The organism is Aeromicrobium tamlense (genome assembly GCF_013408555.1).
Taxonomy (GTDB): domain Bacteria; phylum Actinomycetota; class Actinomycetes; order Propionibacteriales; family Nocardioidaceae; genus Aeromicrobium; species Aeromicrobium tamlense.
This window is the reverse complement of record NZ_JACBZN010000001.1, coordinates 2345088-2371815: the sequence shown is the minus strand read 5'-3', so window position 1 is coordinate 2371815 and position 26728 is coordinate 2345088. Positions and strand designations below refer to the sequence as shown.

The 26728-nt window shown below is 72.5% G+C and carries 25 protein-coding genes; 17 read left to right on the top strand and 8 right to left on the bottom strand.

Features of this window, described 5'->3' with window-relative positions; translation table 11 throughout:
• The first annotated feature begins 42 nt into the window (after positions 1-42).
• From BJ975_RS11780 to BJ975_RS11770, 3 genes are all read left to right on the top strand, one after another.
• Positions 43-9030 (top strand): type I polyketide synthase, encoded by an 8988-nt coding sequence (locus BJ975_RS11780; protein ID WP_179426112.1) that lies wholly within the window; start codon positions 43-45, stop codon positions 9028-9030.
• The gene (gene acpS, locus BJ975_RS11775; protein WP_179426110.1) at positions 9021-9437 is read left to right on the top strand and encodes a holo-ACP synthase AcpS; all 417 of its coding nucleotides are present in this window, start codon (positions 9021-9023) and stop codon (positions 9435-9437) included. Before BJ975_RS11780 ends, acpS begins: the two co-directional genes overlap by 10 nt.
• 133 nt (positions 9438-9570) lie before the next feature.
• Positions 9571-10536: an NAD-dependent epimerase/dehydratase family protein gene (locus tag BJ975_RS11770; protein WP_179426108.1), complete on the top strand. Its 966-nt coding sequence runs from the start codon at positions 9571-9573 to the stop codon at positions 10534-10536.
• Positions 10537-10614: 78 nt separating this feature from the next.
• Here the strand turns inward: BJ975_RS11770 and BJ975_RS11765 are convergent, their stop codons facing one another.
• The 3 genes from BJ975_RS11765 to fabG are packed head-to-tail and all read right to left on the bottom strand — an operon-like array spanning position 10615 to position 13053.
• Positions 10615-11238, bottom strand: coding sequence for a TetR/AcrR family transcriptional regulator (locus BJ975_RS11765; RefSeq protein ID WP_269305531.1), 624 nt, complete (start codon positions 11236-11238; stop codon positions 10615-10617).
• 20 nt (positions 11239-11258) lie between these two features.
• On the bottom strand, positions 11259-12296 hold the full coding sequence (locus BJ975_RS11760; protein WP_179426106.1) for a phosphotransferase family protein: 1038 nt from the start codon (positions 12294-12296) through the stop codon (positions 11259-11261).
• A 1-nt stretch (position 12297) separates the two neighbouring features.
• A complete protein-coding gene (fabG, locus tag BJ975_RS11755) occupies positions 12298-13053 on the bottom strand; it encodes a 3-oxoacyl-ACP reductase FabG (protein WP_179426104.1) in 756 nt (251 codons plus the stop codon).
• 132 nt (positions 13054-13185) lie between these two features.
• Between fabG and BJ975_RS11750 the strand changes: the two genes are divergently transcribed.
• From BJ975_RS11750 to BJ975_RS11740, 3 genes are read left to right on the top strand one after another with little or no spacing between them, the layout of a single operon-like run.
• Positions 13186-14694, top strand: a complete 1509-nt coding sequence (locus tag BJ975_RS11750; RefSeq protein ID WP_179426102.1) for an acyl-CoA carboxylase subunit beta — start codon at positions 13186-13188, stop codon at positions 14692-14694.
• Positions 14691-14918, top strand: coding sequence for a biotin/lipoyl-binding carrier protein (locus tag BJ975_RS11745; RefSeq protein WP_179426100.1), 228 nt, complete (start codon positions 14691-14693; stop codon positions 14916-14918). The genes BJ975_RS11750 and BJ975_RS11745 overlap by 4 nt, the downstream gene beginning before the upstream one ends.
• A gap of 33 nt (positions 14919-14951) precedes the next feature.
• Positions 14952-15653 carry a thioesterase family protein gene (locus BJ975_RS11740; RefSeq protein WP_179426098.1) on the top strand — a complete coding sequence of 234 codons (702 nt, stop codon included), beginning with the start codon at positions 14952-14954 and terminating at the stop codon, positions 15651-15653.
• On the opposite strand, the gene BJ975_RS11735 is transcribed toward BJ975_RS11740, so the two are convergent.
• Both BJ975_RS11735 and BJ975_RS11730 read right to left on the bottom strand, forming a co-directional pair.
• Positions 15654-16046, bottom strand: a complete 393-nt coding sequence (locus BJ975_RS11735) for a globin (RefSeq protein ID WP_179426096.1) — start codon at positions 16044-16046, stop codon at positions 15654-15656.
• Positions 16043-16945, bottom strand: coding sequence for a mechanosensitive ion channel family protein (locus BJ975_RS11730; RefSeq protein ID WP_269305543.1), 903 nt, complete (start codon positions 16943-16945; stop codon positions 16043-16045). The genes BJ975_RS11735 and BJ975_RS11730 overlap by 4 nt, the downstream gene beginning before the upstream one ends.
• A 56-nt stretch (positions 16946-17001) precedes the next feature.
• Here BJ975_RS11730 and BJ975_RS11725 point away from each other — a divergent pair, with 56 nt between their 5' ends.
• From BJ975_RS11725 to BJ975_RS11710, 4 genes are all read left to right on the top strand, one after another.
• Positions 17002-17328, top strand: a complete 327-nt coding sequence (locus BJ975_RS11725; RefSeq protein ID WP_179426093.1) for a hypothetical protein — start codon at positions 17002-17004, stop codon at positions 17326-17328.
• 2 nt (positions 17329-17330) lie between these two features.
• Entirely contained in the window at positions 17331-17552 is a 222-nt protein-coding gene (locus BJ975_RS11720) for a hypothetical protein (RefSeq protein WP_179426091.1), read from the top strand.
• A gap of 127 nt (positions 17553-17679) precedes the next feature.
• Positions 17680-18036: a histone-like nucleoid-structuring protein Lsr2 gene (locus tag BJ975_RS11715; protein WP_179426089.1), complete on the top strand. Its 357-nt coding sequence runs from the start codon at positions 17680-17682 to the stop codon at positions 18034-18036.
• A 113-nt stretch (positions 18037-18149) separates the two neighbouring features.
• Positions 18150-19040 carry a hypothetical protein gene (locus BJ975_RS11710; RefSeq protein WP_179426087.1) on the top strand — a complete coding sequence of 297 codons (891 nt, stop codon included), beginning with the start codon at positions 18150-18152 and terminating at the stop codon, positions 19038-19040.
• Here the strand turns inward: BJ975_RS11710 and BJ975_RS11705 are convergent.
• Positions 19030-20061 (bottom strand): SGNH hydrolase domain-containing protein, encoded by a 1032-nt coding sequence (locus tag BJ975_RS11705; protein ID WP_179426085.1) that lies wholly within the window; start codon positions 20059-20061, stop codon positions 19030-19032. The genes BJ975_RS11710 and BJ975_RS11705 overlap by 11 nt on opposite strands.
• Before the next feature lie 42 nt (positions 20062-20103).
• Positions 20104-20718 carry a DUF2510 domain-containing protein gene (locus BJ975_RS16575; protein WP_218845865.1) on the bottom strand — a complete coding sequence of 205 codons (615 nt, stop codon included), beginning with the start codon at positions 20716-20718 and terminating at the stop codon, positions 20104-20106.
• Between the two features lie 104 nt (positions 20719-20822).
• On the opposite strand from BJ975_RS16575, the gene BJ975_RS11695 reads away from it, so the two are divergent.
• Together BJ975_RS11695 and phoA are read left to right on the top strand one after the other, a co-directional pair.
• Positions 20823-20969 (top strand): hypothetical protein, encoded by a 147-nt coding sequence (locus tag BJ975_RS11695; protein ID WP_179426083.1) that lies wholly within the window; start codon positions 20823-20825, stop codon positions 20967-20969.
• Between the two features lie 74 nt (positions 20970-21043).
• On the top strand, positions 21044-22453 hold the full coding sequence (gene phoA, locus BJ975_RS11690; protein ID WP_179426082.1) for an alkaline phosphatase: 1410 nt from the start codon (positions 21044-21046) through the stop codon (positions 22451-22453).
• Between the two features lie 57 nt (positions 22454-22510).
• Here phoA and BJ975_RS11685 read toward each other — a convergent pair whose 3' ends face one another.
• A complete protein-coding gene (locus tag BJ975_RS11685) occupies positions 22511-22753 on the bottom strand; it encodes a hypothetical protein (protein WP_179426081.1) in 243 nt (80 codons plus the stop codon).
• A 161-nt stretch (positions 22754-22914) separates the two neighbouring features.
• Between BJ975_RS11685 and prfB the strand changes: the two genes are divergently transcribed.
• From prfB to BJ975_RS11660, 5 genes are all read left to right on the top strand, one after another.
• Positions 22915-24027, top strand: coding sequence for a peptide chain release factor 2 (gene prfB, locus BJ975_RS11680; protein WP_179426080.1), 1113 nt, complete (start codon positions 22915-22917; stop codon positions 24025-24027).
• Between the two features lie 8 nt (positions 24028-24035).
• Entirely contained in the window at positions 24036-24713 is a 678-nt protein-coding gene (gene cofE / locus BJ975_RS11675; RefSeq protein WP_179426079.1) for a coenzyme F420-0:L-glutamate ligase, read from the top strand.
• A complete protein-coding gene (gene cofD / locus BJ975_RS11670) occupies positions 24713-25654 on the top strand; it encodes a 2-phospho-L-lactate transferase (RefSeq protein WP_179426078.1) in 942 nt (313 codons plus the stop codon). The genes cofE and cofD overlap by 1 nt, the downstream gene beginning before the upstream one ends.
• A gap of 172 nt (positions 25655-25826) precedes the next feature.
• Positions 25827-26222, top strand: coding sequence for a hypothetical protein (locus BJ975_RS11665; protein ID WP_179426077.1), 396 nt, complete (start codon positions 25827-25829; stop codon positions 26220-26222).
• A gap of 99 nt (positions 26223-26321) precedes the next feature.
• Entirely contained in the window at positions 26322-26726 is a 405-nt protein-coding gene (locus tag BJ975_RS11660) for a hypothetical protein (protein WP_179426076.1), read from the top strand.
• The last annotated feature ends 2 nt before the right edge of the window (positions 26727-26728 follow it).

Genomic DNA, 26728 nt, shown 5'->3' with positions numbered 1-26728 from the left:
TCAAAGATGAGGAAAGCCTCATGTTTGTGTCACGATAGGGGAATGACGACGCTCGACACCTCCGTGTTCCACGCGCCCTCCACGCGCGACCGCCGCACCGACAGCCTCCTCGACGACCTCCGCTCCGGCACGCCGTGGGCCCTGGTCCTCGGAGGGCAGGGCGGCGACTGGCTGACGCCGCTCGCCGACCTCGTCCGCGACTTCGCGCTCGACGCGGAGGTCGCCGACCTCGTCCGCCGCTCCGACCGCCTCCTCGCGCCCGTCGCCGCCGAGCTCGCCCGGGCCGGCGTCGCCTTCGATCCCGTCGCGTGGGTCGACGTCCTGGCGGTCGGGGAGTCCGCCGAGGACGACGACGCGCCCGGCCTTCCCGCGGGCGCCGACGTCGCCGCGCCGGCCGCCTCGGTCCCCGGCATCACGCTGGCCCAGCTGGCCGGCCTCCACGCCCTCGCCCGCCAGGGCCTCGACGTCACCGCGCACCCGCCGGTCGCCGTCGCCGGTCACTCGCAGGGCGTGCTCGCCGCCGAGGCGCTCGCCGGCGTGCCCGAGGTGGAGGTGCTCGCGCTGGCCCGCCTCATCGGCACCGCCGCCCAGCTCGTCGGCCGTCGCCGCGGCCTGCTCGGCCGCACGATGCTCGCCGTCTCGGGAGTCGTCCCCGAGCGCGTCGCCGAGCTCGTGGAGGGTACGGGCGCCGTCTGCCACATCCGCAACGGCCGTCGCGCCGTGGTCCTGTCGGGTCCCGCCGCCGCCCTCGACGCGGCCACCGCCCGCCTCGAGCAGGAGGCCGCCCGCGAGAAGGACGAGCGCGACCGCAAGGTCACCGGAGGCGCCCCGTTCTCGCCCGTGATCGAGCCGGTCGAGTCCTCGCTCGCGTTCCACCACCCCGACCTCGCCGAGACCACCGAGCTGGTGGCCGGCTGGGCCGCCCGCATCGGCATCGACGCCGAGCACGCCCGCAGCGCCACGCAGCGCGCGATCGTCGACCCGGTCGACTGGGTCGCCTCGATCACCTCCGCACTGGACGCCGGCGCCGAGTGGGTCCTCGACCTCGGCCCCGCCGACCTCGCCTCGCGCCTGAGCGCCACCGAGACGAAGGTGCGCGGTGCCGGACTCGTCGCCCCCACGACCCGTCGCGGCCACCGCGAGCTCACCATCTCCGGCGCAAAGCCGGCGCGCCCCGTGGCGTGGTCGGCGTTCGCGCCGCGCCTGGTGACCCTGCCCGACGGCTCGACCGCCGTCGAGACCGGCTTCACCCGTGCCACCGGCAAGTCGCCGATCCTGCTCGCCGGCATGACGCCGACGACGGTGGACGCCCCGATCGTCGCCGCGGCGGCCAATGCCGGCTTCTGGGCCGAGCTCGCCGGCGGCGGTCAGGTGACCGAGGAGATCTTCGAGGCCCGCGTCGCCGAGCTCGACGAGCTGCTCGACGAGGGTGCGACCTACCAGTTCAACTCGCTCTTCCTCGACCCCTACCTGTGGCGCCTGCAGCTGGGCCAGAACCGCCTCGTGCAGCGCGCCCGCGCCGCCGGAGCCCCCATCGACGCCGTCATCGTCACGGCCGGCATCCCCGAGCTCGACGAGGCCGTCGCGCTGGTCGACGAGCTGACCGAGGCCGGCATCGAGCACGTCGTGTTCAAGCCCGGCACGATCCGCCAGATCCGCGAGGTCCTCGCGATCGCCAAGAAGGTCGACCGCACCGTGATCGTGCAGGTCGAGGGCGGCCGCGCCGGCGGACACCACTCGTGGGAGGACCTGGACGACCTGATCCTGGCCACCTACGGCGAGCTGCGCGCGCAGTCGAACGTCGTCCTGTGCGTCGGCGGCGGCATCGGCACCGCCGAGGCCTCGGCCGCGTGGCTGACCGGCACGTGGGCCCAGCGCCACGGCTTCCCCGACATGCCCGTCGACGGCATCCTCGTCGGCACCGCCGCCATGGCGACCCTGGAGGCCACGACGGCCCCCGAGGTCAAGCAGCTGCTCGTCGAGACGCGCGGCACCGGCGCCTGGGTGGGCGCGGGCACCGCGAAGAACGGCATGGCCTCGGGCCGCAGCCAGCTCGGCGCCGACATCCACGAGATCGACAACACCGCCTCGCGCACCGGCCGTCTCCTCGACGAGGTCGCCGGCGACGCCGAGGCCGTGGCCGCCCGCCGTGACGAGATCGTCGAGGCGCTCGACCGCACCGCGAAGCCGTACTTCGGCGACGTCGCCACGATGACGTACGCCCAGTGGCTGGGCCGTTTCGTCGAGCTCTCCGGCACCGCCGCCGACGGCTCGGCGCAGTGGCTGGACGTGTCGCTGCGCGACCGCTTCCACGCGATGCTCCAGCGGGCCGAGGCCCGTCTGGCCACGCAGGACCGCGGCGAGATCGCGACGCTGTTCCCCGAGGCCTCCGACGTCGAGGACGGCCCCGCCGCCCTCGCGCGCCTGCTCGAGGCGCACGCCGACGCCGCGTCCGTGACGCTGCACCCGGCCGACGAGGCCTTCTTCGTCGAGGTCTGCCGCCGCGCCGGCAAGCCCGTCAACTTCGTGCCCGTCATCGACGCCGACGTGCGCCGCTGGTGGCGCTCGGACTCGCTGTGGCAGGCGCACGACCCGCGCTACGGCGCCGACGAGGTCTGCATCATCCCCGGCACCGCGAGCGTCGCCGGCATCACGCGGGTGGACGAGCCCGTCGCCGAGCTGCTCCAGCGCTTCGAGGACGCCGCCGTCGACGCCCTGCTCGCCTCGGGCCGCGCGCCCCAGCGGGTGCCCGGCCGTCGCCGTGAGGGCGACGCGCACCTGTCCTCGCCGCTCGCGGTCGTCCTGGCCGCGCCCGACGTGGCGTGGGCCGGCCGCACGGTCACGAACCCCGTCCAGCGCCTCGGCGCCGAGTGGGTGCTGACCGACGCCGACACCGCCGAGCAGGCCGCCACCGGCGCGCGCCTGTCCACCGCGGGCGACTCGGCCGTCGACCTGACCGTGCCGCTGGGCCAGGGCCGCGACCTGACCCTGCGCATCGAGGTCCCGTCCAGTGCCTCGCGCGGCCACGCCCCGGTCGTCTCCACCGACGCCGCCGTCGCCGCCATGGCGCAGATCGTCAGCGGCGCCGTCGCCGGCGAGCTGCCCGAGGTCTCCGACGGCGTCGCCCACCTCGACGTCGACTGGGACCCGGACCTCGCCGCCGACCACGCCGCCGTCAGCGCGGGCCCGCTCGTGCTGGGCCGCCACCGCGTGCCCGACGTGCTCGTGGGGCTCGCCTGGCCGGCCGTGTTCGCCGTCATCGGCGCCGCCCGCAACGCCGACGGCCTGCCGGTCGTCGAGGGCATGCTCGACCTGGTCCACCTCGACCACGCGATCACCACGCAGGTCCTCCCCACCGAGCGCACCCCGCTCGCGGTCCGCGCCGCGCTCGTGGACGTGGAGGAGTCGCAGTACGGTCGCGTCGTCACCGTCGACGTCACCGTCGGCGACGTCGCCACGATGCGCGAGCGGTTCGCCATCCGCGGCCGCACGGGCGCGGCGGCCCTCGCCGACCCGGCGCGCGCCGGCGGCGCCCTGGGCGACGACGAGCTCAAGGACACCCCGCGTCGCACGCGTGCCAAGGTGACCGTGACCGCCCCGTCCGACCTCGGCGCCTTCGCCGCGGTCACGGGCGACCACAACCCGATCCACACGAGCGTCGCCGCCGCCCGCCTCGCGGGCCTGGGCGAGCCGATCGTCCACGGCATGTGGACCTCGGCCGCCGCGCAGCACGCCGTGGCCGACGAGACCGGCCGACGCATCGCCGGCTGGACGACGCGCTTCATGGCGCCCGTCCGCCCCGGTGCCGACGTCGAGATCCGCGCCGACCGCGTGGGCCTCTCGCACGGCCGCGAGGTGCTCGACGTGACCGTGCGCGCCGATGGTGAGATCGTCATGGCCGCCTCGGCCGTGCTCGACGCGCCCCGCACCGCGTACGCGTTCCCCGGCCAGGGCATCCAGAGCCCCGGCATGGGCATGGCCGGCTACCAGCGCTGCCCCGCGGCGCGCGAGGTCTGGGACCGCGCCGACAAGCACACCCGGGCGGCGCTCGGCTTCTCGATCCTCACGGTCGTGCGCGACAACCCGACCGAGTTGACCGTCCGCGGCGTCACGCACCACCACCCCGAGGGCGTGCTCTACCTGACGCAGTTCACGCAGGTCGCGATGGCCGTGCTGGGCGCCGCCCAGATGGCCGAGCTGCGCGAGGGCGGCGCGTTCGTCGACGGCGCGGTGCTGGCCGGCCACTCGGTGGGCGAGTACAACGCGCTCGCCGCGGTCTCGGGCGTCATCAGCCTCGAGGCCGTCGTGGAGGTCGTCTTCCAGCGCGGCTCGGTCATGCACACGCTGGTCCCGCGCGACGAGAAGGGCCGCAGCGACTACCGTCTCGCGGCCATCCGTCCCTCGCAGATCGGCCTGGCCGACGACGAGGTCAAGGACTACGTCGAGGGCGTGGGCGAGGCGTCGGGCGAGTTCCTGCAGATCGTGAACTACAACCTGCGCGGCTCGCAGTACGCGATCGCCGGCACGGTGCGTGGACTCGAGGCGCTGGAGAAAGACGTGTCCGAGCGCCGCGACCGCTTCGGCGGCAAGGCCGCGTTCATCCTCGTGCCCGGCATCGACGTGCCGTTCCACAGCCGCGTGCTGCACGGCGGCGTGCCGGACTTCCGCCACAAGCTGCAGGACCTGCTGCCGCCCACGATCGACCCGTCGATCCTCGAGGGCCGCTACGTGCCGAACCTCGTGCCGCGGCCGTTCAGCCTCGACGAGGAGTTCATCCGCGAGGTCGAGCAGTACGTCGGCACCACGGTCCCGCGGTCGGACGACCCGGGCCGCCTGTGCCGCGACCTGCTGATCGAGCTGCTGGCCTGGCAGTTCGCCAGCCCCGTGCGCTGGATCGAGACGCAGGACCTCATGTTCACCCCCGTCGAGGAGGGCGGACTGGGCGTCGAGCGCTTCGTCGAGGTCGGCGTCGGCTCGGCCCCGACCGTCGCGAACCTCGCCTCCGGCACCCTCAAGCTGCCGGGCTACCCGCGCGTCGAGGTGCTCAACGTCGAGCGCGACGCCGCCGCCGTCTACGGGACCGACGAGGACCCGGCGCCGGTGGAGGACGAGGCCCCGGAGGCTCCCGAGGCGACCTCCACCGAGACGGCCCCGCAGGCGGCCGCCCCGGCCGCGGCTCCCGCCGGCGGACCGGCCACGCAGACCGCCGCCGACCTGCCGTTCTCGGCGGCCGACGCGACCCGCGTGCTCATCGCCTGGTGGACGAAGCTGCGTCTCGACCAGCTCGGCGCGGCCGACACGATCGAGTCGCTGACCGACGGCGCCTCCAGCCGCCGTAACCAGCTGCTGATCGACCTCGGCGGCGAGCTGTCGCTCGGCGCGATCGACGGCGCCGCGGAGGCCGACCTCACCACCCTCGGTGGCCAGGTCGACGCCCTCGCGCGCACCTACAAGCCCTTCGGCCCCGTCCTGGGCGAGGCCTTCGGCGACCACCTCAAGAAGGTGCTCGGCCCGACGGGTCGCAAGCAGTCGGCGGTCGCCGAGCGCGTCACGGGTGCGTGGCAGCTCGGCGCCGGCTGGGCGTCGCACGTCCTGGCCGAGCTGGCCATGGTCACCCGTGAGGGCCAGAGCGTCCGCGGTGGCGCGTTCGGCGAGGCGACCATCGCCTCGGCCGGCGACGTCGACGCGGCGATCGACGCCGCGGTCCAGGCGGTGGCCGCGCGCCACGGCGTGACGGTGCAGATGCCGTCGGCCGGCGGCGGAGACGGCGGCGCCACGATCGACGCGGCGGCGCTCGGCGAGTTCACGGCGGCCATCACCGGTCGCGACGGCGTGCTCGCCTCGGCCGCGCGCCTCGTGCTCGAGCACCTCGACCTGGTCGACGTGCCCGAGGCCGTCGAGCCCGACGAGCAGGCGGCCGCGGTCGTCGAGCGCGTCGAGGCCGAGCTGGGCTCGGACTGGATCAAGGCCACGGCGGGCGTCTTCGACGCCGAGCACGCCGTCGTCCTGGACGACCGCTGGGCGTCGGCACGCGAGGACCTCGCGCGCCTGGCCCACGGCGACGAGGTCACGGGCTCCTTCGCGGGCACCGGCGAGGTCGTCGCCAAGCAGGCCGAGCACTGGCTCGCGCGGACCGGCGACGAGCGCTTCGCCCGCATCGCCGAGGACGCCCGCGACACCACGCCGGGAGCGTTCGCCGGCGAGGTCGCGGTCGTGACCGGTGCCGCCGACGGCTCCATCGCGGGGTCCGTCGTGGGCGAGCTGCTCGCCGGCGGCGCCACGGTCGTGGCGACCACCTCGTCGCTCGCGCCGCGGAAGCTCGCGTTCTTCAAGGACCTCTACCGCCGCTCGGCCCGCGCCGGCGCGACGCTGTGGGTCGTCCCCGCCAACCTGGCGTCGTTCGCTGACGTGGACGCGCTGGTCGAGTGGATCGGGGCCGAGCAGTCCCGCACCGCCGCCGGTGTCACGACGGTGTCCAAGCCGTCGCTGACCCCGACCCTGCTGGTGCCGTTCGCGGCCGGCCGGGTCATGGGCGACGCGACCGAGGCCGGCCCGCGCGCCGAGCTCGAGATGCGCATCCTGCTGTGGTCGGTCGAGCGACTCGTCGGCGCGCTGTCGTCGTCGGTCACCGACCGCAACCTCGACGCCCGCCTGCACGTGCTGCTGCCGGGCTCGCCCAACCGCGGCATGTTCGGCGGCGACGGTGCCTACGGCGAGGCCAAGGCCGCGCTCGACGCGCTCGTCACGAAGTGGGGCTCGGAGAAGCGCTGGGCCGACAAGGTCACGCTGGCCCACGCCATCATCGGCTGGGTCCGCGGCACGGGCCTCATGGGCGGCAACGACCCGCTGGTCGAGGCCGTCGAGGCCGCCGGTGTCCGCACCTGGTCGCCCGACGAGATGGCCGCCGCGCTGCTCGAGGCCTGCACGCCCGAGGCCCGCGTCTGCGCGACCGAGGGTCCGCTGACGCTCGACCTCACCGGCGGTCTCGGCGAGGCCGACCTCGACATGAAGGCCCTCGCCGGTCAGGTCGTGCTCGAGAAGGACGAGCCCTCGTCCGACGACACCGCGACGATCCCGGCGCTGCCCGCGCCGCCGTCGCGCCTCGACCGGGTCGAGACGCCCGAGTGGGCCGAGGTCACCGCCCGCCCCGAGGACCTCGTGGTCATCGTCGGCGCCGGCGAGCTGGGCCCGTACGGCTCGGCGCGCACGCGCTTCGAGATGGAGGTCGAGGACACCCTCTCGGCCGCCGGCGTGCTCGAGCTGGCGTGGTCCACGGGCCTGCTCAGCTGGGACGCGACGAACCGCGGCTGGTACGACGCCGAGTCCGGCGAGGCCGTGCCCGAGCACGAGATCGCCGACCGGTACGAGGACGCCGTCCGCGAGCGGGTCGGCGTGCGCCGGTACGCCGACGACGGCGACATGGTCGACAACAGCGCCCCGCTGCTGGCGTCGGTCTACCTCGATCAGGACCTGACCTTCACGGTCTCGGGACAGGCGGAGGCGCAGGCCATGCGCGACGCCGACCCCGAGCACACCGTGATCGCGCAGGACGCCGAGGGCGAGTGGACCGTCACCCGCAAGGCGGGCACGCAGGTCCGCGTGCCGCGCAAGATGAAGCTGACCCGCACGGTCGGCGGCCAGATCCCGACGGGCTTCGACCCGACGGTGTGGGGCGTGCCGGCCGAGATGGTCGAGGCCGTCGACCGCGTGGCGCTGTGGAACCTCGTCTGCACCGTGGACGCGTTCCTCTCGTCGGGCTTCACCCCGTCCGAGCTGATGCGCTGGACCCACCCGACGCTGGTCGCCAACACCCAGGGCACCGGCATGGGCGGCATGACGTCGATGCACTCGCTGTACATCGACACGCTGCTGGGCGAGGCGAAGCCGAACGACATCCTGCAGGAGGCGTTGCCGAACGTCATCGCCGCGCACGTGGTGCAGTCCTACGTGGGCAGCTACGGCGCGATGGTGCACCCGGTGGCCGCCTGCGCCACGACCGCCGTGTCGGTCGAGGAGGGCGTCGACAAGATCCGCCTGAACAAGGCCGAGTTCGTCGTGGCCGGTGGCTTCGACGACCTCTCGGTCGAGGGCATCGTGGGCTTCGGCGACATGTCGGCCACGGCGGACTCCGCGGCGATGGCCGCCAAGGGCCTCGAGGACCGCTACTTCAGCCGGGCCAACGACCGCCGCTACGGCGGGTTCGTCGAGTCGCAGGGCGGCGGCACGATCCTGCTGGCCCGCGGCGACCTGGCCGCGCGGATGGGCCTGCCGGTGCTGGGCGTCGTCGCCTACGCGGCGTCGTTCGCCGACGGCGTGCACACCTCGATCCCGGCGCCGGGCCTCGGTGCCCTGGCCGCGGGCCGCGGTGGGCGCGAGTCGCAGCTGGCCCGGTCGCTGTCCGCGCTGGGCGTGGGAGCCGACGACATCGGCGTGCTGTCCAAGCACGACACGTCGACGGGCGTCAACGAGCGCAACGAGTCCGAGCTGCACGAGCGGCTCGCGGCGGCGCTGGGTCGCTCTGACGGCAACCCGCTGTACGTCATGAGCCAGAAGACGCTCACGGGCCACGCGAAGGGCGGCGCCGCGGCGTTCCAGCTCATCGGCCTGTGCCAGGTGCTGGAGGGCGGCGTCGTGCCGCCGAACCGGAGCCTGGACTGCGTCATGGACGATCTGGCCGAGCACGAGCACCTCGTGTGGCTGCGCGAGCCGCTGGCGACCGGTCCGCTCAAGGCGGGCCTGCTGACCAGCCTCGGCTTCGGCCACGTGGCCGGCCTCATCGCCGTGGTGCACGCGCAGGCGTTCGTGGAGTCGCTCGCGGCCGACGAGCGCGACCGCTACCTCGAGGCGGCGGAGCGTCGCCGCATCGAGGGTCGCACGCGCCTCGTGGACGCGATGTACGGAGGCGACGCGCTGTACCGGCGCCCGGCGGACCGCCGCCTGGGCGACTCGGGCGTGCGGGAGCGCGAGGCCGCTCTGCTGCTCGACGACAGCGGTCGCCTCGGCGAGGACGGGGTGTACGCGTGCCGGTGATCGGCACGGGGATCGACCTCGTGGACGTGCCCGGATTCGCCGAGCAGCATCGGCAGCCGGGTACCCGCGCGGGCAGCGCCTTCACTGCTGCCGAGCGCCGCGACGCCCGGAGCTCTCCTTCTGGCTCCGGGCGTCGCACCCCCGATCAGGAGATGGCGTCCCTGGCGGCCCGCTGGGCCGCCAAGGAGGCGTTCATCAAGGCCTGGTCGGAGTCGCTGTGGGGAAGTCCGCCGCAGGTCGGCGAGCACGTGCACGACCAGATCGAGATCATCCGCGATGCCTGGGGTAGGCCCCGCATCCGTCTCCTCGGCGAGGTCGCGAAGCACCTCGAGGACGTCACGGTGCACGTCAGCCTCAGCCACGACGGCCCGGCCGCGATCGCCATGGTGACGCTGTCCCGCCCCTAGCGAGATGTGCTCCGATTTCCACCTTTCAGCACGTCTGAGACGTCGATAAGGGAGCACATCTCGGGGCCGGCGGGGATGGTGCCGTCGGCGAACAGGGCTTCCCACCGCCCGCCGGCGGGGGTTGGCTGGGGCGATGGAGCTCCTCGTGCTGGGCGGTACCGCGTTCCTCGGTCGTGAGATCGCGCGGACGGCGCTCGCGCGCGGGCACCGCGTCACGTGCGCGGCTCGAGGCTCGTCCGCGCCTCCCGACGGCGCCGCCTTCGTCCGCGTGGACCGCGACGAGGAGGACGGCCTCGCGCCGCTCGCCGGCCGTCGCTGGGACGGCGTGATCGACGTGGCGCGCCAGCCCGGCCACGTGCGGCGTGCGGTGCGCGACGTCGGGGCCGACCACCGCGTCCTCGTCTCCAGCGGCAACGCGTACGCCGACTTCTCCTCGATCGAGCAGTCCGAGGACGCCGCCACGCTGCCGCCGCTCGAGGCCGACACGATGGCCTCGGACGAGGACTACGGCGCCGCGAAGGTGGCGTGCGAGCAGGCCGTGCTGGCGGCGGGCCCGGCGGCCGTGGTGCGCTCGGGCCTCATCGCCGGACCGGGGGACTGGTCGGGCCGCACGGGCTACTGGCCCTGGAGGCTCGCGCACCCCGTCGGCCCGGAGGTCGTCGTGCCGGACGAGCTCGACTTCCCCTGCGCGATGGTCGACGTCCGCGACCTCGCGGTCTGGATCGTCGACCTCGCGGAGCGGCAGGTCGAGGGCGTCTTCAACGCCACGGGCCCGACGACCGACCTGGGATCGGTGCTCGACGTGGCTGCGCGCGTGGCAGGCTCGGCGGCGACCCCGCGGCGCGTGCCGGTCGAGCGACTGCGCGAGCTGGGGATCGGCCACTGGATGGGGCCCGCGTCGCTGCCGCTGTGGATCGACGACCCGAAGTGGCGCGGCTTCGCCACCCTGGACACGCGGCGCGCCCGCGCAGAGGGCCTGGTCACCCGGCCGCTCGAGGACACGCTCGCCGACACGCTCGCGTGGGAGGAGACCCGCACCGAGCCGCGCCGGTGCGGCCTCACCGACGACGAGGAGCGCCGCGTCCTGGCCGCCCTATGACGAGATGTGCTCCTGTTTCCACCTTTCAGCCGTGCTGAAAGGTGGAAATCGGAGCACATCTCGGGAGGGGCGGTCGGCTCAGGTGGCGCCGGCCTCGGCGGCCAGCAGGTAGGTGCCCAGGAGGCGCTTGAGCTCGATGATGGCCTCGGCGTGCTCCTGCAGGTCGCGCACCGAGAAGTTGAGCATCGAGTAGGACATGTGCACGAGGACCTCGGCCATGATCTTGCGGCGCTCGCGCGGGGTGCCGGGGGTCAGCGGCGCGAGCACGTGGGCGACGCGGGCCGCAAGCTGCTGCTCGGTGACCTCGGCCGTCGCGCGGGTGATCGGCGTGGACTGCACGGCGTACCAGACGGCGCTGCGTGACGGGTCGTTCAGCCACAGCGCAGCCATGTGGTCGACCAGTCGGTCGAGCAGCACGAGCCAGTCGAGCGTGGGCAGCTCGGACGCCAGCTTGTCCAGCTCGGACTGGATCGCGACGGCGTTCTGGCGGTCGAGCTCGCACACGATCACGTACTTGTTCGCGAAGAACTGGTACAGGGTGCCGATGGGCAGTCCGGCGCGCTGAGCCACCTCCTCGCACGTGAACGACTCGAAGCCTGCTTCGAGCAGCACGTCGCGCGACGCCTGGAGCAGGCTGTCGAACTTGACCTTGCTGCGCTCCTGCGTGGGACGCCGGCGAGGTTCGAGGATCTGGGCCGTCACGCGCGCCAGACTACCCTTACTTACTTGGAAGTAGCCGCAAGTCCGTGCTGGACGAGCGGATCGATCATGGCGCCGATCCCGTCGAAGCCCGAGCCGACCGTCTGGCCGGCCGAGTGGCGGAAGTGGATGCCCTCGAGGATCACGGCCAGCTTGAAGTAGGCCAGACCCAGGTGGAACCCGAGCTCGCTGACGTCGCGGCCCGAGCGCTTCGCGTAGCGCTCGACCGACTCGTCGGGGGAGAGGTAGCCGGGCGCCTGCGGGGCGTCGGTGACCTGACCGCTCGACGGTCCGGCGTCCAGGGCCAGGTGCTGGTAGGCCAGCATCACGGCCACGTCGGTGAGCGGATCGCCGAGCGTGCTCATCTCCCAGTCCAGGACCGTGGTGATGCGGTCGCCGTCCTCGGTGTCCACCAGCACGTTGTCGAGGCGGTAGTCGCCATGGACGATCGTGCTCTCGCCGGTCTCGGGGACCGAGGCGGTCAGGCGGTCGGCCAGCTCGTCGATGCCGTCGATCTCGCGCGATCGCGAGGAGTCGAGCTGCTTCTTCCACCGCGCGACCTGGCGGGTGAGGTAGCCGTCGGGGCGACCGAAGTCGCCCAGGCCGACCGCCTGGTAGTCCACCGCGTGCAGGTCGGCGAGGGTGTCGACGAGGCGCTCGGTGACGGCGCGGGTGCGCTCGGCTCCGATGACCTCGAGGTCGGACGCCCGCTGGAAGGCGGTGCCCGACATGCGCTCCATGACGTAGAACGTGGCGCCGATGACCGACTCGTCGGTGCACTCGGCGATCATCCGCGGGACGGGCACGGAGGTGCCGGCCAGCGCCGCCATCACGCGGTGCTCACGGCCCATGTCGTGGGCGGTGGCCAGCACGTGGCCCAGCGGCGGACGGCGCACGATCACGTCACGCTCGCCGTTGGTGACGGCGTACGTGAGGTTGGACTTGCCACCGGTGATCAGGCTGGCGCTGAGCGCCCCCGGGAGCTCCCCGGGGGCCTCGGCGTCCAGCCACGTGCGCAGTGCCTCGAGATCGAGGCCCTTGACGACGTCAGGAGCGGTCACGTCAGTCCTTCGGTCCGCCGGCGACGTAGATGACCTGGCCCGACACGAAGCCGGCGGCCTCGCCGCACAGGAACGCCGCGGTGTTCGCGATGTCCTCGGGCTGGCCGACGCGCTGCACCGGGATCTCCTTCGAGGCGTACTCGATGAAGTCGTCGAACGGCACGCCGATGCGCTCGGCGGTCGCGGCGGTCATGTCGGTCTGGATGAAGCCCGGGGCGATCGCGTTGGCGGTCACGCCGTACTTGCCCAGCTCGATGGCGAGGGTCTTGGTGAAGCCCTGCAGGCCGGCCTTGGCGGCCGAGTAGTTGGCCTGGCCGCGGTTGCCCAGCGCCGACGTGCTCGACAGGTTGACGATGCGGCCGTACTTGGCCTCGGTCATGTGCTTCTGGACGGCCTTCGTCATGAGGAACGAGCCCTTGAGGTGCACGTCCATGACCAGGTCCCAGTCGTCGGTGGTCATCTTGAACAGCAGGTTGTCGCGGATGACACCGGCGTTGTTGACCAGCACGGTCGGCGCGCCGAGCTCCTCGGCGACCTTGCTCACGGCCGCCTCGACGGCGTCGGCGTCGGCCACGTTGGCGCCGACGGCGAGGGCCTGGCCACCGTTCGCGACGATCTCGTCGACGACGGTCTGGCAGGCGGCCTCGTCGAGGTCGAGGACGGCGACCTTGAAGCCGTCGGCGGCGAATCGCTTGGCGATGCCGGCGCCGATGCCACGGGCGGCTCCGGTGATGATGGCGGTACGGGGTTCGGACACGTAGGTCTCCTCGGTTGTCTAAGCGCTTGCTTAGTCGTCACCGTATCGCACGCCCCTCTGGTGCGAAAGGTCACATCGAAAACACGCCGAACGAATATGAGGGAATCCTCACGTTTGGTCTATAGTCGAGGAATGCCTCATGTTTCGGACGACCGGCTGACGACCCAGACGACCGCCCCGGAGTCGGCCCCGCGCGCCGGCCTCGACACTCGACGCCGCGAGCGCTTCGCTCGCGTCGAGCCCCGCGGAGCCCGCGTGCACACCGCACGCGAGCGCGCCGAGCTCCTCCTCGACGAGGGCACCTTCGTCGAGCTCGCCCCGCTGCGCGCCGCCACCCCCGGCGCCGGCAGCGGCGTGGTGACCGGATGGGGCCTGGTCGACGGCCGCCCCGTCGTCGTGGCCTGCCACGACGCCGCCATCGCCTCCGGTGCCATCGGCGCCGTGATGGCCGAGGCGATCTGCCGCGCCCAGCGGTTCGCGATCGATCGCGGCTTCCCGATCGTCTACGTCAACGACTCCGGCGGAGCCCGCGTGCCCGACGGCATCCTCGCCCTCCACGGCTGCGGCGAGATCTTCGCGCTCAACGTGGAGGCCCAGCAGCGCATCCCGCAGATCTCGGTGATCCTCGGCCCGTGCGCCGGCGCCGCGGCCTACTCGCCCGCGCTGACCGACTGGACCGTCATGGTCAAGGGTCACGGCCACATGTTCCTGACCGGCCCCGACATCGTCCGCGCCGCGACCGGCGAGGACGCCACCGCCGACGAGATCGGCGGCTCGGGCATGCACACCCGCACGAGCGGTGTCGCGCACCTCGAGGTCGAGACCGAGGTCGAGGCCCTGCAGTCGGTCCGCCACCTGCTGTCCTACGTGCCCTCGAACGCCGACGCGCCGCTGCCGGTGACCGCCCCCGTGCCGGTCAACCCGATCGCGGCGGAGGCGCTGCCGACCGTGGTGCCCGAGAAGGCCAGCGTCGTCTTCGACATGCACCAGGTCATCGACGGCGTGCTCGACAACGGCGCCCGCCTCGAGCTGTCGCCGGAGTACTGCGGGAGCGCGCTGACGATGTTCGGCCGGATCGACGGCCGCCCCGTGGGCGTCGTCGCCAACCAGCCCGCCGTCCGCGGCGGCATCCTCGACTCGAAGAACTCGGTCAAGATCGCCCGCTTCGTCGAGTTCTGCGGCCGCTTCGGCATCCCGATCGTCACGCTCGTCGACGTGCCCGGCTTCCTGCCCGGCACGGTCGAGGAGGGGCGCGGCATCATCACGCAGGGCGCGAAGGTGCTCAAGGCGTACGTCGAGGCCAAGAAGTCGATGCGCCTGACCGTCGTGGTGCGCAAGGCCTACGGCGGCGCGTACATCGCGATGGGCTCGACCTCGCTCGGCGCGGACCACGCGTGGGCCTGGTCCAACGCCGAGATCGCCGTGATGGGCCCCGGCGGCGCCGTGGCGCTGCTGCACCGTCGCGCGCTTGCCGCCGCGGAGGACCCCGCCGCGCTGCGCGACGAGCTGGCCGCCGACTACCGCGAGAACGTCGCCCGTCCGTTCGTCGCGGCCGAGAACGGCATCATCGAGGACGTCATCCACCCCGAGGAGACGCGCGAGCGCCTCGCCGCCTCGCTGCGCCTGCTGGAGCACGCGTGATCGACGCCAAGGCCGAGATCGTCGGCAACGTGTGGAAGATCCTCGCCCGCGAGGGCGACCAGGTCGGTCCCGGCGACACGCTCGTCATCATCGAGTCGATGAAGATGGAGATCCCCGTCGTCGCGCCGGCCCACGGCCACGTCGCGAGCATCCTCGTCGCGGAGGGCCAGATCGTCCAGGAGGGCGACTCCGTCGTCGAGATCGACGACACGCTCGGCGCCTGAGCATCACTCCGGGCGCCGTGACAGGATGCGCGGGTGACCGAGTACCGACACGAGATCCCGATGCGGTGGGCCGACCTCGACTCGCTCAACCACGTCAACAACGTCGTCTACCTCAAGTACGCCGAGAACGCGCGAGCTGCGATCCCGGAGCTGCCGGCGGGCCCGATCGGCGCGATGAACATCCAGTTCAAGCGCCCGATGCTGCTGGGGAGGCGACCCGTCGTGGTCACCAGCCGCGTCGAGGGTGACCACGTGCAGCAGGTCATCGGGGTCGAGGGCTCGGACGACGAGTTCGCGGTCGTCGACGTCACCTACGGCGCCCTCGCGCCCGAGGAGCAGCTCAACGCCGCGGCCCAGCCCGGCTCGATCGCGCTACGGCACACCGACCTCGACGCCACCGGCCTCGTCAACGAGGCGCAGGTCTTCGAGCTCTTCCAGGAGACCCGCGTGCCGTTCATCAACGGCGTCCTCACGCGGCTCACGCCGGGCAACTTCGTGGTCGCCAGCGTGGAGGCGCGCTACCACCGCCCGATCCCGGCGCAGGCGCGCCTGGAGTCCACGGCACGCGTGGGTCGCGTCGGCAACGCCTCGTTCACGATCGAGGCCCAGCTCGGCGACGAGGGCGTCGCGTTCGCCTCGTCGCTGGCGGTGCTGGTGGGCTTCGACGCCGCGACCCAGTCGTCGCGCCCGTTCAGCGACCGCGAGAAGGAGTCGCTCGCGGCCGCGATGTCCTGATCAGCTCGGCGAGTTGATCATGAAGTTGGCGGCGTGCTGCGCGTACGCCCAGAACTGGGCGTCGTGCTCGGGATCGAGCCGCGCCGCGTCGAGTCCCTCGCGGAAGTGCTTCAGCCAGCGGTCACGCGCGTCCTCGGTGACGGCGTAGGGCGCGTGCCGCATCCGCAGGCGCGGGTGACCGCGACGCTGCGAGTACTCGGTGGGGCCGCCCCAGTACTGCTCGAGGAACATCGTGAGCCGCTCGGCCGCGGGACCGAGGTCCTCCTCGGGGTACATCGGCTTGAGCACCTCGTCCTGCGCGACGCCCTGGTAGAAGACGTCCACGATCAGCTCGATCGTGGCGCGGCCGCCGATGGCCTCGTAGAACGTCTCCTGCGCGGGTGATTCGGTCATGCGGTGCCTCCCGAGGGCGGAAGTGTGGTCGAGGGGATGCGGATGCCGTTCTCGTCGAAGCGGCGCAGGACGCGGCTGCGCAGCGCGCGACCCACGTCGGCCTGGTGCAGGGGAGCGGTCTTGAGGACCGTGCGCACGACCGCGCCGTCCTTGTCGAACCGCTCGACGCCCCACACCTCGGGCTCCTCGATGATGACGGCGGACAGGGTGGAGTCGGTGAACAGCCCGTGCGCCTCCTCGCGCAGGATCTGCTGCACGAGCTCGAGGTCGGAGTCGTAGGCGACCGTCACGTCGAGCACGGTGCGCGCCCACTCCTGGCTGTGGTTGCCGACGCGCAGGATCTCGCCGTTGCGGACGTACCAGACGGTGCCGTTCACGTCGCGCAGCCGCGTGACCCGCAGGCCCACCGCCTCGACCGTGCCGACGGCCTCGCCCACGTCGACCGCGTCGCCGACGCCGTACTGGTCCTCGAGGATCATGAAGATGCCCGAGAGGAAGTCCTTCACCAGCGTCTGCGCGCCGAAGCCGAGGGCCACGCCCGCGACGCCGGCGCCGGTGAGCAGCGGGGCGATCGGCAGGCCGAAGACGCCGAGCACCATGACGAACGCGATGCTCCAGATGACGCCCGAGGCGATGCTGCGCAGCAGCGATCCCATCGTCTCGGCGCGCTGGCGACGGCGCTCGCTCGAGCCGTTGCGCAGGTCGGCCAGGAAGACGCCGGCCTTCGAGTTCGCCAGGACTCCCGGCACGGCGCCCTTCGCGGCGCGACCGGTCAGTCGGTTGATGAAGCGGTGCGCCAGCCACCGCATGGCGATGGCGATGAGCACGATGAGCAGGGCTCGCCCGGGCACGTCGAGCAGCCACGCCACGACGTCCTCAGGGGTCCATGTCCATTCCACCCCTCAACCCTACGGGTGAGCGGTCAGGCCCAGACGGTGGCCGATACCATGGCCCCATGAGCCTCGCCCGAGTGATCACCGCCGTCACCGCAGCCCTGCTCGCCGTCGTCGCCGCCGCGACCCCGGCCATGGCCAGCACCGTCCCCGACTCGGACTCCTGGCCGGTCGACGAGAACGCCCTGTCCACGATCGAGTGGATCGGCCTGTTCATCGGCGGCACCGCGCTGGTGTACGTCGTCATCTGGATCCTCGCGATGGCCGTCAACGCCAAGAGCAAGCACCACGTCCCGGTGATCCCGCCGGAGACCGCCACGGACGGCCACGACATCGAGGCCACGCAGCGCATGCCGCTTCCCGCCGCCGAGGGCACCCCGAAGCACTGATCGTGGTCGAGGACGCCCGCGACCGGTTCGCCGAGGACGTCTTCACCCATCGCGTCACGAAGGACGGCACGGTCCTCATCGACTGGCAGGGCCGCACCGTGACCACCGTGTCCGGCCGCGCCGCCGAACGGCTCGCCGCGCGCCTCGCGTCGGCTGACCGTCGCCAGGTCCAGCACCTGCTCGCGCGGGCCACGGGGAACTTCAAGCGCGGCAACGAGCGCTGAATTCTCTTTTTCTCGAGATATCGATATCGACGGGACGACTTTCTCGTGTTCTCTGTCGATAAGGTGAATTCGACGGCGGAATGACAATTCTCGCCGAATAGGGAATTCACGGCGAAAGGCAGAAACCATGGCGCAGCGCGTGGTCACCATTCTCTCCAGCGACATCTCCGGCAAGGAGATCGAGGACGGCAAGGGTGAGACCGTCTCCTTCGCGCTCGACGGCACCGCCTACGAGATCGACCTGACGACGAAGGAGGCCGACGAGCTGCGGTCCGCCCTCGCCACCTACATCAAGGCCGGGCGCAGGACGACGACCCGCTCGTCGGCGTCCTCCTCCCGCCGCGGCAGCACCGGCAGCGGCTCGGGCCGGTCGCCCGAGGAGCTCGCCCACGTGCGTGCGTGGGCCAAGGAGAACGGCCACCAGGTGAACGAGCGCGGCCGGATCAAGAAGGAGATCCTCGAGGCGTTCGACGCCGCCAACTGAGCCCTGCGCGCGACACGCCCTTGTCAGCCGCGGGACCGCGGGATCATGCTGGAGCCGGAGGACCGGTCTCGGGAATCGACTCCCGCTGAACGGCTCCTCCGGTCGGGGGCGACATGGCGGGCCGGGGCGAGCGCACGGGTCGATCCGCCGCGCGCGCCGGACGGTCGACCCGCGATGCCGGGGCCGTCTCGTGGCTGACGCAGCGCTCGAAGGTGATCGCCGCGGGGCTCGCGTCCATCGTGGCCGCCTGGGCGGTCTCCTACTTCGGACCCGGTCTGTGGTCGTCGGTCCGTGACGCCACCGGGCGTGACCCGCTCCAGGTCACCGTGCTGGCCACGGACGAGTTCGACTCCATGGTGGAGGCCGAGCACCGCGACGAGCACGTGTGGCCGCCCGGCGCGCCCGACGTGCGGCAGCACGCCCAGGAGCACATCGCGGGCGAGGGCGGCGAGGCCGCGATGGAGCAGGAGGACGCCGCGGGCGCCTTCGACGCCGGCACCACGATGTTCCGCCTCCAGCTGCGTGCCGCGACGGACGACCCGGTGACGATCCACCAGTTCACGGTCCGGGTCAGCGAGCGGGACCGGCCCCTCGCCGGCTACTGGTTCACCGGCGACAAGGGCGGCGTCGCCGACGTCTCCTACCTGAGCGTGTCGCTGGACGACGAGCGCGTGGCCTGGCGCGATCCCGTCTCCGGGGCCGAGACTGAGCCGAAGACCCTCGAGGTGACCAGCTCCGACCTCGAGTTCGTCGACGTCCTGGCGTCGGCGCGCGACTGCGCGTGCTCGTGGCAGCTGGACCTCGCCTACAGCACGGCGGACGGCGAACGGGGCCACGTCGTCGTCGGTCCCGGGACCGCGGAGGGGGAGGAGGCGGACGTGTTCCGGACGACGGGCCTCGGCGCGGCCGCCGTCGTTCACTCTCCGTACGGGTGCACGCCTCCCACGGCCGCTCCCGATCTCTGCGAGGGCCTGACGCTGTACGAGCCGGGGGTCAGCGGATGATCCGCATCGCCCGGAACTTGCCGGTGATGACGGGGGCGAGCGTCTTGGAGTAGGTCACGGTGATGTGCGTGTGGTCGCGGTAGACGTTCGCGCCGCCGATCACCGCTGGGCAGAAGCCCTTCTTGCAGAACCGGGGACGCAGGTCGAGCGCGGTGGCGCCCCGCGTCTTCTTCGCGGTGAGCAGGAACGGGTCGCGGTGGAGCCCGGCCTTCGTCGAGACGCCGCACTTCCTCGCGCCACGCGTCGCGCCGTGCTTCACGAGGCACTTCTGCGGCTCGCGCGTGAGTCGCGGGTTGTCGCTGATCGCGATCACGCGCACGCCGCGCTTGATGACCGGTCGCCACAGGTCGCGCATCTTGATGACCTGCGACTTCGCGCTGCCCGAGACCTGGCGTGCATAGCCGGTGGTCACGACGACGTCGGTGGTGCGCGCCTGCCTGAGCAGCCACCGCTGCAGGTTCTTCCGGTAGAGCGTGCACGGTCGGATGCGGGACTTGTCGGGGTGGTTGACGCGGGAGGTCGTCCACGAGCACGAGCCGCGCACCTGCGCCTCCAGCGAGATGTGGCCGGCCTCGGCCATCTCCACGAACGCGGGCATCAGGGCCCTCGCGTGTGAGTCGCCGACGAGGATCACGTGAGGCCGCCCCGCGGCGCGGGTGCCGAACGTGCAGCCGCGGTTGAGGCGGATCTGCTGAACGCCCGACTGGTAGCACTCCTTGCCCGGGTACCGGGCCGTCTCGCGCCTGGCGATGCTCGGCCTCGGGATCAGCCGTCCCTTGAGCGCCGGGTTGTGGCACCGCTTCCTGGCCATCGACGCGGCGCCGAAGCAGCGCGGCGTGGCGGCGGCGACCCGGACGGCCGCGGGGGCTGGAGCGACGACTGTCGCCGCCACGGGCGCGGTGGCCGTCGTGCCGGATGACCTCCGCTGCTCGGTGGACTCGGAGACGGCGAGCAGGGCGCCGGCGCCCAGCACGGCCGACGCGACCAGCGCGATCCGGATCCGGCGGCGCCCCCACACCATGTGACCACCATCACCCGGGCGGGCGGGAGGGGCAAGTCCGGATCAGTCGCTCGCGTCCAGCTTCCAGCGGCCGTCCTGGCGGATCAGCGTGTAGGTCTCCACCGAGGAGACCCGCTGACGCTCGCCGTCCAGGCCGACCCAGCCCGAGTCGTCCACCAGCAGGATCCCCACAGGCCCGAGGCGCATGCCCCACACCGGATCACCGCCCTGCATCACCGGCGGGCGCGAGGCGAGGAGGGCACACGTGAACGGCTCGTCGTACAGGTCGTCGCGGAAGCTGCGGGTCGTGACCTCCTCGAGCGCGGCACAGTCGCGCGTCTGCTCGGCGCGCACGAAGTCCGCGTAGGTCCGCTCCAGCGGGTCGGCGTCGAAGCCGCCCGCGTTCCAGGCCGCCACGGCCGACAGGGCGCCCACGAGTGCCGCGATCACGAACACGATGGGCAGGATCCAGACGAGCTTCGAGCGCTTGACCTGGACGAGGTCCTCCCGTCGGACCTGCTGGCGCGGAGGCGCGACGGGCTGCTGGGGCACCCGCGGAGGACCGGCCTGCGCCAGGGGAGCGGTGTGCTGGGTCCACTGCGAGCCGTCGTACCAGCGCAGCTGCCCGTGACCGTCGTCGTACCAGCCGGGCGGGGTGATCGGCCTGGGAGCGTCCATGACCCCATCATGCCGCGCGAGGGGCCACGGGTGGCCGACCGATCGCCGCGCACTCTTCCAGCCGGGTTCACCACGGGTTCACCCCGATCGGCTGCGCTGGTGTCATGAACCGCATCACGTGGCAACAGGCCAGGCGCACCGCGCTCGTGCTCTCGTGCGCGACGTTCTTCACGACCTTCACGGTCATCGGCCAGGTCGCCGACCCCGGCCCGGCTCCTGATCCCACCCACCGACTCGCCCAGGCGCGCTGACGCGTGCCCGACTGGACCGCCGGACTTCCCCCGCGGTTCACCCGGTCGTCACCGCAGGGCGCTGGGCTGAGGCCATGAACCTACGCACCAGCACCCGCAGCGTGCTCGTCCTCGGCACCGCCTCACTGCTTCTCGGGGGAGCAGTGGTCGGATCGGTGGCGACGGCCGAGCGCGACCTCAGTCGCCACGGCGGCGCGGCCCGCCTCTCCGGCGACCAGACCCAGGCCGTGAAGAAGGCCATCGACGGCGGTCGACCGGACAACGTCATCCTCATCATCGGCGACGGCATGGGCGACTCGGAGATCACCAGTGCCCGCAACTACGTCCACGGCGCCGCCGGCCGGTTCCCCGGGATCGACGCCCTGCCCCTCACGGGTCAGTACACGACGTACTCGCTCACCAAGGACGGCAAGCCCGACTACGTGCCCGACTCGGCCGCCACCGGATCGGCCTGGGCGACGGGCACCAAGACGTACGACAACGCGGTGAGCGTCGACATCCACGGCAAGCCTCAGCGGACCCTGCTCGAGCTGGCGAAGCGGGCCGGGTACAAGACCGGCAACGTCTCCACCGCCGAGCTCCAGGACGCGACTCCGGCGGTGCAGGTCGCGCACGTCACCGCGCGCAGCTGCTACGGCCCGACCGCGACCACCAAGACCTGCCCGACCAACGCCAAGGAGAACGGTGGCGCCGGCAGCATCACGGAGCAGCTGCTCGACACGCGTCCGGACGTCAGCCTCGGCGGCGGCGCGACCACGTTCGCCGAGACCGCGACCGCCGGTCGCTGGCAGGGCCGCACGCTGCGCGAGCAGGCTCAGCAGCGGGGCTACCGCGTCGTCGACGACCTCGCCGCGCTGTCGAAGGTCAAGAAGGCCGACCAGGACGAGCCGCTGCTCGGCCTCTTCGCGCCGGGCAACTTCCCGGTGCGGTGGACCGGCCCGGCCGCCACGGCCGACGGCGGCACGAAGGCCCCGGTCTCCTGCACCGAGAACCCCGCGCGCACGGCCTCGCTGCCGAGCCTGGCCGACATGACGGAGAAGTCGATCGAGCTGCTCGACCGCAAGGGCCGCAAGGGCTTCTTCCTCCAGGTGGAGGGCGCGAGCATCGACAAGCGCAACCACTCGTCGGACGCCTGCGGCCAGATCGGCGAGACGCTCGACCTCGACGAGGCCGTGAAGGTCGCGCTTGACTACGCGAAGAAGGACAAGAACACGACGGTGATCGTGACCGCCGACCACGCCCACACCAGCCAGATCGTGGAGGCGGGGTCGACGACGCCCGGTGCCACGGTGAACCTGCTGACGCGCGACGGCCAGCCGATGACGATCAACTACGCGACGAGCGCCGCGGCCGGCTCGCAGCAGCACACCGGCTCGCAGCTGCGCATCGCCGGGTACGGGCCGCGCGCCGCGAACGTGGTGGGCCTGACCGACCAGACCGACGTGTTCTTCACGATCCGCGACGCGCTGCGCCTGGGGAGGTAGGGCGTCGGACGAAGCAGCGGCGGGTCGCCTCCCTCGAGACGGCCCGCCGCTGGCGTGTCAGGCGGACAGGTCGGCGAGTGACAGGTCCCACGTGGGCTCCAGTGCCACCTCGCGCCACGGATCGTCCGCCCCGCATGCGGCGATCACCAGTCGGGCGGCCACGGCGGTGACCGCCGCCGAGACGACGAGCAGCACGAGACTCCCCAGCGGTCCGAGTGTCTCGGCGTGCGGCACGAGCCCGAAGGCGAGGAATCCCAGCTCGCCGCCCGCAGCAGTGGCGGCGATGCGCTCGTTCGTCATGGCGTCTCCGATTCGGTGATCGACTCCCTCGGTCGATGATCATGCCGGTCACCCCCGGCCCATGTGACGTGAATCACTGAAGATACCGACGGTTTCTGGAACGACGGCCCGCGACGGCGGTCGAGGACACCGTGCTTCGCCCGCAGCGGTAACCTCGACAGGTGGCCACCACGGACCTGAACGACCGGATCAAACAGCTCGGCGCGACGCTGACGTCGATCGAGCGCGTGCTCGACCTGCCCAAGATGGAGGCCGAGATCGCCGACCTCCAGGAGCAGGTGGGCGCCCCCGACCTCTGGGACGACCAGGCCAACGCCCAGCGCGTCACCGGACGGCTGTCGGCCCTCCAGGCCGAGAGCGAGCGCGTCTCCAACCTGCGCCAGCGGCTCGAGGACGTCGAGGTCCTGCTCGAGCTCGGTGCCGAGGAGGGCGACGCCGACTCCCTCGCCGAGGCCGAGGCCGAGGTCAACCGCCTGGCCAACTCCATCGACAGCCTCGAGGTGCGCACGCTGCTCTCGGGCGAGTACGACGAGCGCGAGGCCCTCGTGACGATCCGCTCCGGCGCCGGCGGCGTCGACGCCGCGGACTTCGCCGAGATGCTCCAGCGCATGTACATCCGCTGGTCCGAGCGCCACAAGTACCCGGTCGAGATCTACGACACCAGCTACGCCGAGGAGGCGGGGCTCAAGTCCACGACCTTCGCGATCCGCGCTCCCTACGCCTACGGCACGCTGTCGGTCGAGGCCGGCACCCACCGCCTCGTGCGCATCAGCCCGTTCGACAACCAGGGCCGCCGCCAGACCTCGTTCGCCGCGGTCGAGGTCGTCCCGGTGCTCGAGGAGACCGACAACATCGAGATTCCCGAGGACGAGGTGCGCGTCGACGTCTACCGCTCCAGCGGCCCCGGCGGCCAGAGCGTCAACACCACCGACTCGGCGGTGCGCCTGACCCACATCCCCACCGGCGTGGTCGTCAGCTGCCAGAACGAGAAGAGCCAGCTGCAGAACAAGGCCAGCGCGATGGTGATCCTCAAGGCGAAGCTGCTCGCGCTGAAGAAGGCCGAGGAGCGCGCCCACCTCGACGAGCTCCGCGGAGACGTGCAGGCGTCCTGGGGCGACCAGATGCGCAACTACGTGCTCAACCCGTACCAGCTGGTCAAGGACCTGCGCACCGAGTACGAGACCGGCAACACCCAGGCGGTCCTCGACGGCGAGATCGACGACTTCATCGAGGCCGGCATCCGCTGGCGCCGGAACCAGTCCACCGCGGCCTGACCGTCCCGATGCTGACCGTCCTCGGGATCTCCGGGCTGCCCGAGATCCGTCCCGGCGACGACCTCGCCGCCCTGATCCGCGAGCACGCGGAGCTGCAGGACGGCGACATCGTCGTGGTGACCTCGAAGGTCGTCAGCAAGGCCGAGGGGCGCTTCGTCCCCGCGGCTGACCGCGAGGCCGCGATCGCCGCCGAGACGGTGCGCGTCGTGGCCGAGCGGGGTCCGGTGCGGATCGTCGAGAACCGCCTCGGCATCGTCGCGGCCGCCGCGGGCATCGACGCGAGCAACGTGCCCGAGGGTCAGGTGCTGCTGCTGCCCGAGGACCCCGACGCCTCGGCGCGGGCCCTCGCCGAGGACCTGCGGCGCGAGGCGTACGTCGGCGTGCTGGTCTCGGACACCCTGGGCCGACCGTGGCGGCTGGGTCAGACCGACGTCGCGATCGGCGCGGCCGCGGTGCGGCTGTTCGAGCGGCCCGACCGTGACGCCGACGGCCGGCCGCTGGCCGTCACCCTGCCGTGCGTCGGCGACGAGCTGTGCTCGGCGGCCGAGCTGGTCAAGCCCAAGGACGGACACGTGCCGGTCGCGGTCGTGCGCGGTCGATCCGACCTCGTGGGCGATCTCGACCTGCCGGGAGCACGCAGCATCCTGCGTCCGCTCGAGGACGACCTCTTCCGGACGGGCGGCTGATGCGCGTCACCGTGCTGGCCGGCGGGGTCGGCGGCGCCCGCTTCGTCAAGGGCCTGCGCGACGCGGTCGAGGACGCCGACGAGATCACGGTCGTGGTCAACACGGGCGACGACCTGTGGCTCTCCGGCGTGCGCCTGCAGCCCGACATCGACTCGATCCTCTACGCGCTGGCCGGCGTGAACGACACCGAGCGCGGCTGGGGCCGGGCGGGGGAGAGCGAACGCGTCAGCGCCGAGCTCCAGGCATGGGGCGCCGGCTGGCCGTGGTTCACCCTCGGCGACCTCGACCTCGGCACCCACCTGGCTCGCACGGGTTGGCTGCGCGACGGGCTGGCTCCGTCGCAGGTCGCCGAGCGGCTGGGCGCGCGGTGGCCGATCGGCGTGCGGCTGCTGCCCATGACCGACACCGAGGTCGACACCCACGTGGTCGTCGAGGACGGCACCCGGATGCACTTCCAGGAGTGGTGGACGCGGCACCGGGCCTCCCTGCGGGCGACCGCGTTCGAGAGCCCCGGGATCGCCGACGCCCGTCCCGCGCCCGGGGTGGTCGAGGCGATCGAGGAGGCCGACGTCGTCGTGCTCGCGCCGTCGAACCCCGTCGTGTCGATCGGCCCGATCCTCGCGGTGCCGGGCGTGCGCGAGGCGCTGGGCCGCGCGCGCCGGGTCGTGGGCGTCTCGCCGATCATCGGCGGCAAGGTCGTGCGCGGGATGGCCGACGCCTGCCTCGCCGCGATCGGCGTGAAGACCGCGGCCGACGCCGTGGCGCGCCACTACGGACGCCGCGCCGAGGGCGGCGTGCTCGACACCTGGCTCGTGGCCGAGGAGGATGCCGCGCTCGCCCCCGGGCTCGAGGCCGAGGGCTGGGACGTGCGCGTCGAGCCGCTCTGGATGACCGACCCCGAGAGGTCCGCCACCCTCGCCCGCGCCGCCCTCCGCCCCTGACGCGCCGGGGTGGCGGTGAGTCCTCAACCCCTCCCGCAGAGAGGCGGTGAGCTGTCAACCGAATGGACCCCCTGAGCGGTTGACCACCCACCGCCCCCAAGCGGGAAGGGTTGAGGACTCACCGCCCACCGCGCGCATCGACCAGTCTCAGGGCGGTCGCTAGCGTGGGCGCATGCGCCTCCTCGCTGCACTCCTGCTCGCGCTCGCCCTGCTGACCGGGTGCTCGGACGGCTCCGACCCCGCATCGGACCCGGGCACCTCGCCGGGGGAGGAGCGGCCGGAGGACACGCTGCCCGTGCTGGGCCGCTGGACGTCCGAGCCGCTCGAGTCGGGCCAGACCGTCATCCTCACGCTCTCCGACGACAACACCTACGTCGCCGAGAACGAATGCCTCGAGCTGACCGGGCGCTGGGAGCTGACGGGAGGCGAGGTCGTGCTGACGCCCGACGACGGCGGGACCCAGTGCGGCGAGGACGTGGGCGCGCCGGTGGAGCTGCCGCCGGCCCTCACGGTGGACGGCGACCAGCTCGTTCCTCAGGGCGTCGGGCCGACCTTCACGAAGGACTGAGGGGCCAGAGCGACTGCTGTGAAGGATGCTCGCATTCCAGCCTGAAATCCATCCCTCAGAGGTGCTGACCGCGGCGCGGGCCGGGTCTACCTTGTGGCCATGCGCACCCTGTCGGCCCTCGTCCTGGCGGTCCTCGTGCTGGCCGGCTGTGCGGGCGAGACGCCCGAGGGCTACCCCGCGCAGACCTCGTCGGCGGGCGTCGGTGAGCCCGAGGACACGCTGCCCGTGCTGGGTGCCTGGGTCTCCCAGCCGGTGCCCGAGACCGGCCGCCGGCTCATCCTCACGCTCCTGGACGACGACACCTACGTCATCACCGACACGTGCTCGGAGATGCCCGGTCGCTGGGACCTGCGCGGAGGCCAGGTGCTGCTGACGCCCGACGAGCGCGGGGTGGTCCACTGCGGTGACGACGAGGACCCGCCGGCCGAGCTGCCCGCGGCGCTCACCGTGGACGGTGGCCGGCTGGTGCCCGAGGGCACGGGCCCCGTCTTCAGCAGGAACTGACC

Coding starts and splice junctions, on each gene's coding strand:
- BJ975_RS16575 (WP_218845865.1), bottom strand. CDS start 20,718: ATGGACGCTCCCAGGCCGATCACCCCGCCCGGCTGGTACGACGACGGT.
- BJ975_RS11705 (WP_179426085.1), bottom strand. CDS start 20,061: ATGGTGTGGGGGCGCCGCCGGATCCGGATCGCGCTGGTCGCGTCGGCC.
- BJ975_RS11735 (WP_179426096.1), bottom strand. CDS start 16,046: ATGACCGAATCACCCGCGCAGGAGACGTTCTACGAGGCCATCGGCGGC.
- cofE (WP_179426079.1), top strand. CDS start 24,036: ATGCTGACCGTCCTCGGGATCTCCGGGCTGCCCGAGATCCGTCCCGGC.
- BJ975_RS11715 (WP_179426089.1), top strand. CDS start 17,680: ATGGCGCAGCGCGTGGTCACCATTCTCTCCAGCGACATCTCCGGCAAG.
- BJ975_RS11695 (WP_179426083.1), top strand. CDS start 20,823: ATGAACCGCATCACGTGGCAACAGGCCAGGCGCACCGCGCTCGTGCTC.
- BJ975_RS11750 (WP_179426102.1), top strand. CDS start 13,186: ATGCCTCATGTTTCGGACGACCGGCTGACGACCCAGACGACCGCCCCG.
- BJ975_RS11780 (WP_179426112.1), top strand. CDS start 43: ATGACGACGCTCGACACCTCCGTGTTCCACGCGCCCTCCACGCGCGAC.
- cofD (WP_179426078.1), top strand. CDS start 24,713: ATGCGCGTCACCGTGCTGGCCGGCGGGGTCGGCGGCGCCCGCTTCGTC.
- BJ975_RS11660 (WP_179426076.1), top strand. CDS start 26,322: ATGCGCACCCTGTCGGCCCTCGTCCTGGCGGTCCTCGTGCTGGCCGGC.
- BJ975_RS11710 (WP_179426087.1), top strand. CDS start 18,150: ATGGCGGGCCGGGGCGAGCGCACGGGTCGATCCGCCGCGCGCGCCGGA.
- BJ975_RS11665 (WP_179426077.1), top strand. CDS start 25,827: ATGCGCCTCCTCGCTGCACTCCTGCTCGCGCTCGCCCTGCTGACCGGG.
- BJ975_RS11770 (WP_179426108.1), top strand. CDS start 9,571: ATGGAGCTCCTCGTGCTGGGCGGTACCGCGTTCCTCGGTCGTGAGATC.
- phoA (WP_179426082.1), top strand. CDS start 21,044: ATGAACCTACGCACCAGCACCCGCAGCGTGCTCGTCCTCGGCACCGCC.
- BJ975_RS11685 (WP_179426081.1), bottom strand. CDS start 22,753: ATGACGAACGAGCGCATCGCCGCCACTGCTGCGGGCGGCGAGCTGGGA.
- BJ975_RS11725 (WP_179426093.1), top strand. CDS start 17,002: ATGAGCCTCGCCCGAGTGATCACCGCCGTCACCGCAGCCCTGCTCGCC.